Origin of the sequence: Micromonospora sp. NPDC049580 (genome assembly GCF_040675595.1) — a bacterium.
In the GTDB taxonomy this organism is placed as follows: Bacteria; Actinomycetota; Actinomycetes; order Mycobacteriales; family Micromonosporaceae; genus Micromonospora.
Genome location: NZ_JBFAPG010000428.1, coordinates 1 through 5,498 on the forward strand (window position 1 = coordinate 1; position 5,498 = coordinate 5,498).

The following is a 5,498-nucleotide window of genomic DNA, read 5'->3' on the forward strand; positions in this document are numbered from 1 at the left end:
GTGGCCTGCTGCTCCCACTGGGCGTAGGCGTCCGGGTACGCGGAGACCTGCACGGTCTGCGCGGCCTGGGTCAGGGGCATGTCCTGCCAGCCGTCAACCTGACGCAGGCCCTTGAGGAACGCGGTGGTGGAGTACTCGGGGTTGGTGATCTGCTCCGGGGTGCCCCAACCGGAGGAGGGGCGCTGCTGGAACAGGCCCAGCGAGTCGTGGTCGTTCATGTCGCCGAGGTGGCCGAGGTTGTCCAGCTTCGATTCCTGCAGGCTCGTGGCGATGGAGATGACCGCGGCGCGTTCGGGCAGGCCGGCCTTCTTCGTGGCGGCGATGATCGCCTTGGCGTTGGCGGTCTGCTCGTCGTTCAGGTTGATGTGGGACTGGTTGCCCTGCGGCTTCGACACCGTCTGCACGGCCGCGACGGGCTTCGCATCGGTGGCGGGGTTGGCGTGGGCGGCGATCGGGCCGGCGAAGACACCACCGGCGAACGCGAGACCAGCAACGGACAGCATGCTCTTACGGAAGATCGTGTTCATGGGGGTAGCTCCTTCGGGGGTAGGAACACCTGCGCACCGTTCGGGGGAAGCGGTGGCGCGGGTGTGAGCACCTCGTCCGGCGCTGCACTATCAAGCGGGGAAAGTCTGGGGGCGGCGGCCTACGGGCTGATCGCTCGTGGTGCCGGGGGCGGCGGCCTACGAGCGGGGGGCTCGTGGCGCCGGGACGGTGTGTAACGACCGTCGGGTCGGGGGGATTCCCGGGGCGGCCCGCGAGTGGGGGTCGTGGCGCCGGGACCGTGTGTAACGACCGTCGGGCCGGGGTCATTCCCGGGCCCTCGCCGGGGCCGAATAGCGGACCCGGGGGCGAGCCCACGGTCGTTCGGGGGTCTGCAACGATCCGGCCGGGCCGGCCATTCCCCCGCCGGTTGAGCGGGCGGGGCGGCTGGCCGTTGGTCCTGCGATCGTCAGGGTGTGTAACGACCCCCGGCCCGCCACGATTCCGCCCCACGGATGCGATCGGTCACACCCCGACGCCGCCCGGAAACGGACATCTCGCCCGGTCGACGCGATGGACACGGTCGACGGGGTGCGTCCGGGCGGTGATCGACTCGGGATCGCCGATGTCGGGGTGTCCGGGGCGGGTTGATACCCCGACACCGGCGATCTCGTGTTGATCACGTGGAGGCGGGTATCCGGCCCGAGCGCCGGGGCCAGCGCTGATCGTCAGGCGGACATATCGGGCCTCTGCAACCGACAAATGCCTAGAATCGCGACAAGAAGCCTAGAGGAGGTCAGCATGACCACAGCGATGGAGATGCCCCGGGTCCAGGAGTGTGTGGTCGCGGCGTGTGCGTACAACCAGGGCGGTGACTGCCACGCCTTCGCAATCACCATCGGCAGCATGGACCACGCGCACTGCCACACCTTCGTCGAGTCGCCCGTGCGGGGCGGGGTGGACGGCCTCACCGCCCAGGTGGGCGCCTGCCAGCGTTCCGACTGTCGGCACAACGAGCAGTTGGAGTGCCACGCGTCGTCGATCAAGGTCGGTCCGGACAACGACATGGCCGACTGCATGACGTACGCCGGTCGCTGACCCGCGACGCGGGCTCAGGGCAGGTCGTTGGCCTGCCGGATGACCGTCACGAGGTCGTCGATGATGCCGGTGAGGGCGAAGTCCTTCGGGGTGAAGACCCGGGCCACCCCGGCGGCCCGCAGGGTGTCGGCGTCGCCGGCGGGGATGATGCCGCCCACCACCACCGGCAGGTCCGCCCGGCCGGCGGCGCGCAGCCCGTCGAGGACGGCGGGTACGGCGGCCAGGTGCGAGCCGGACAGCACGGAGAGCCCGACCAGGTCGACGTCCTCCTCGACGGCGGCGGCCACGATCTGCCCGGCGGTCAGCCGGATGCCCTGGTAGACGACCTCGAAGCCGGCGTCGCGGGCGCGTACCGCGATCTGCTCCGCGCCGTTGGAGTGCCCGTCCAGGCCGGGCTTGCCGACCAGCAGCCGCAGCCGGCCGCTGCCCAGCTCGCGGGCGGTGGCGGTGACGCGCTCCCGCACCGCCGCGAGGCCCGGGTCGCCGCCGCTGCCGGTGGCGCCGGCCAGGCCGGTGGGCGCCCGGTACTCGCCGAAGACCTGGCGTAGCGCGCCGGCCCACTCCCCGGTGGTCACCCCGACGCGCACGCACTCCAGGGTGGCCGGCATGAGGTTGGCGGTGGTCGCGGCGTCCGCGCGGAGCCGGGCCAGCGCCGCGTCGACGGCGTCGTCGTCCCGACCGGCACGCCATTCGCGTACGGAGGCGACGGCGGCCGCCTCGACCGCGGGGTCGACCTGTTCGACGGCCTCGGCGCCGGCCGCGGTCAGCGGAGAGGGCTCGGTCTCGGCGTACCGGTTGACGCCGACCACGACGTCGGCGCCGGACTCCATCCGGCGGCGGCGTTCGGCCAGCGAGGCGACCAGCGCGCTCTTGAGGTAGCCGGTCTCCACGGCGGCGACCACGCCGCCCAGCTCCAGCACCTTGTCCAGCTCGACGCGCGCTCCGGTGACGATCTCGTCGACGAGTGCGGTCATCACGTGCGACCCGGCGAAGAGGTCGGGATATTCGAGCAGGTCCGACTCGTACGCCAGGACCTGCTGCATCCGCAGCGACCACTGCTGGTCCCAGGGGCGGGGCAGGCCGAGCGCCTCGTTCCAGGCGGGCAGTTGCACGGCGCGGGCGCGGGCGTCGCGGGACATCGTCACGCCGAGCATCTCCAGCACGATGCGCTGGATGTTGTTCTCCGGCTGCGCCTCGGTGAGGCCGAGCGAGTTGACCTGCACCCCGTAGCGGAACCGTCGCTGCCGGGCCTCGGTCACCCCGTACCGGTCCCGGGTGATCTCGTCCCAGAGCACGCCGAACGCGCGCATCTTGGCGATCTCCTCGACGAAGCGCACCCCGGCGTTGACGAAGAACGAGACGCGCTGCACCACGTCACCCATCCGCTCGGCGGGCACCTGGCCGGAGTCGCGGACCGCGTCGAGGACGGCGACGGCGGTGGCCAGGGCGAAACCAACCTCCTGTACGGGCGTGGCGCCGGCTTCCTGGAGGTGGTACGAGCAGATGTTGACCGGGTTCCACCGGGGCATCTCCCGCAGCGTGTACGCCACCACGTCGGCGGTGAGCCGCAGGGAGGCCGCCGGCGGGAAGATGTACGTCCCCCGGGACAGGTACTCCTTGATGATGTCGTTCTGGGTGGTGCCGGCGCAGCGGGCCAGCTCCGCGTCCTGTTCGAGGCCGACGGTGCCGTAGAGGGCCAGCAGCCACATCGCCGGGGCGTTGATGGTCATCGAGGTGTTCATCTCGGCGAGCGGGATGCCGTCGAAGAGCGCCCGCATGTCCCCGAGGTGGGCCACCGGCACGCCGACCCGGCCGACCTCACCGGCGGCGAGTTCGTGGTCCGGGTCGTACCCCGTCTGGGTGGGCAGGTCGAAGGCGACCGACAGGCCGGTCTGCCCCTTGGCGAGGTTGCGGCGAAAGAGCGCGTTGGTGGCGGCGGCCGAGGAGTGGCCGGCGTACGTGCGCATCACCCACGGGCGGTCCCGCTCGGGCAACCGGCTCGCAGATGGGGTCTCATCCATGGCCGGAGTCTAAGTTACCGTTCAGTAAAACGGGTTGTGGAAAACCACACAGGTCCATGTCGCGGACGACCGGGTCCGAAGCGCTCGCGGTGGCGCTGACCGCCACACCCCGGGCAGCAGGGTGTGGCGGTCAGGACGCACACTGGACAGCATGGATGACGAGCTGGCCATCTCCGTCCGAGGGCTGCGCAAGGCGTACGGCGACAACGTGGCGGTGGCGGGCGTGGATCTCGACGTCCACCGCGGTGAGGTGTTCGCGTTGCTCGGCCCGAACGGCGCGGGCAAGACCACCACCGTCGAGATCCTGGAGGGCTACCGGCGCCGCGATGCCGGCGAGGTGGCCGTGCTCGGCGCGGACCCGGCCCATCCCGACGCCGGTTGGCGCTCCCGCGTCGGCATCGTGCTGCAGGGCACCGGCGAGTTCGACGAGCTGACCGTCGCCGAGGTGGTCCGGCACTTCTCCGGCTTCTATCCGGACGCGGACGACCCGGACAAGGTCATCGAGCGGGTCGGGCTGGCCGGCAAGGCGAAGGCTCGTACGCACACCCTCTCCGGCGGGCAGAAGCGCCGCCTGGATGTGGCGCTGGGCATCATCGGCCGCCCCGAACTGCTCTTCCTCGACGAGCCGACCACCGGTTTCGACCCGGAGGCCCGCCGCGAGTTCTGGGAGCTGATCCGCGACCTCGCCGCGGCCGGCACCACGATCGTGCTCACCACCCACTATCTGGACGAGGCGGAGGCGCTCGCCGACCGGGTCGGTGTGATCGCTGGCGGCCGGCTGGTCGAGGTGGCCGCCCCGAACCGGCTGGGCAACCGGCAGGAGGCTCTGGCCACGGTCTCCTGGCGTACGCCGGAAGGGACGCTGGAACTTGCGCAGACCGCGACGCCGACGGCCCTCGTGGCCGACCTGGCCGCGCGCCACGGCGGCGAGGTCCCCGGGCTCACCGTGACCCGGCCGACCCTGGAGGACGTCTACCTCACGATGATCGGACACTCACGATGACGACCACGACGAGAACGGCTACCCCGCCTGCCGCGCGCTCAGGCCACCGGCCGAGCGCTGGCGCGCTGGCCCTGCGGCAGGGCCGGCTGGAGATCACCCAGTTCCTGCGCAGTCGGGAGTCCGTGGTCTTCACGATGGGCTTCCCCATCATCATGATCCTGATCTTCGCGTCGATCTTCCACGGGACGATCGGTGGCGGGGTCAAGTTCACCCAGTACTTCATCACCGGCATGATCGCGACCGGCCTGATGACGGTGAGCTTCCAGAACCTCGGCATCTGGATCCCGATCGAGCGGGACCGGGGGGTGCTCAAGCGCTACCGGGGCACACCGATGCCGAAGTGGGTCTGGTTCGCCGGCAAAGTGATCATGGTGGTGGCGATCGGCATCGCCGAGACGGCGCTGCTGCTGGCGGTAGCGGTGGCGCTGTTCGACCTCGACCTGCCCGGCACCGCCGGCAAGTGGTTCACCTTCGGCTGGGTCGCGATGCTCGGGGTGACCGCGTGCACCCTGTGCGGCATCGCCATCTCGTCGCTGGCCCGCACGGCCCGCAGCGGCTCGGCGGTGGTCACCCCGGTCGCCCTGGTGCTCCAGTTCATCTCCGGGGTGTTCTTCGTCTTCACCGACCTGCCGACCTGGATGCAGCAGGTGGCGGCGCTGTTCCCGCTCAAGTGGATGTGCCAGGGGCTGCGCGCGGTCTTCCTGCCCGAGAGCTTCGGCGCCCAGGAGCCGGGTGGGTCGTTCGAGCTGGGCCGGGTGGCGCTGGTGCTCGCCCTGTGGTGCGTGATCGGCCTGGTGCTCTCGGGTCTCTTCGCCTTCTACGTGAGCAACTTCGGCTCGTACAACAAGACGTACGGTGCGCTGGCCGGCGTGATCATCTTTTTGGTCTGGCTC

Annotated in this window: 5 protein-coding genes; 3 read left to right on the plus strand and 2 right to left on the minus strand. The window is 70.9% G+C overall.

Annotated features, from left to right (window positions below; translation table 11 throughout):
• Nucleotides 1-527 (minus strand): hypothetical protein (locus tag AB0J68_RS25960; RefSeq protein ID WP_363940820.1); only part of this gene is annotated, 527 nt, incomplete at its 3' end.
• A gap of 757 nt (nt 528-1,284) precedes the next feature.
• Here AB0J68_RS25960 and AB0J68_RS25965 point away from each other — a divergent pair.
• Nucleotides 1,285-1,581 (plus strand): DUF1540 domain-containing protein, encoded by a 297-nt coding sequence (locus tag AB0J68_RS25965; protein WP_355063537.1) that lies wholly within the window; start codon nt 1,285-1,287, stop codon nt 1,579-1,581.
• Nucleotides 1,582-1,595: 14 nt separating this feature from the next.
• Here the strand turns inward: AB0J68_RS25965 and AB0J68_RS25970 are convergent, their stop codons facing one another.
• Complete coding sequence (locus tag AB0J68_RS25970; protein ID WP_363940823.1) at nt 1,596-3,602, minus strand: protein meaA; 2,007 nt, start codon at nt 3,600-3,602, stop codon at nt 1,596-1,598.
• A 151-nt stretch (nt 3,603-3,753) separates the two neighbouring features.
• Between AB0J68_RS25970 and AB0J68_RS25975 the strand changes: the two genes are divergently transcribed.
• Both AB0J68_RS25975 and AB0J68_RS25980 read left to right on the plus strand, forming a co-directional pair.
• On the plus strand, nt 3,754-4,605 hold the full coding sequence (locus tag AB0J68_RS25975) for an ABC transporter ATP-binding protein (protein ID WP_363940825.1): 852 nt from the start codon (nt 3,754-3,756) through the stop codon (nt 4,603-4,605).
• Nucleotides 4,602-5,498, plus strand: an 897-nt coding sequence (locus tag AB0J68_RS25980; protein WP_363940827.1) for a YhjD/YihY/BrkB family envelope integrity protein, incomplete at its 3' end; no start/stop codon positions are given. The genes AB0J68_RS25975 and AB0J68_RS25980, both read left to right, overlap by 4 nt.

Coding starts and splice junctions, on each gene's coding strand:
- AB0J68_RS25965 (WP_355063537.1), top strand. CDS start 1,285: ATGACCACAGCGATGGAGATGCCCCGGGTCCAGGAGTGTGTGGTCGCG.
- AB0J68_RS25975 (WP_363940825.1), top strand. CDS start 3,754: ATGGATGACGAGCTGGCCATCTCCGTCCGAGGGCTGCGCAAGGCGTAC.
- AB0J68_RS25970 (WP_363940823.1), bottom strand. CDS start 3,602: ATGGATGAGACCCCATCTGCGAGCCGGTTGCCCGAGCGGGACCGCCCG.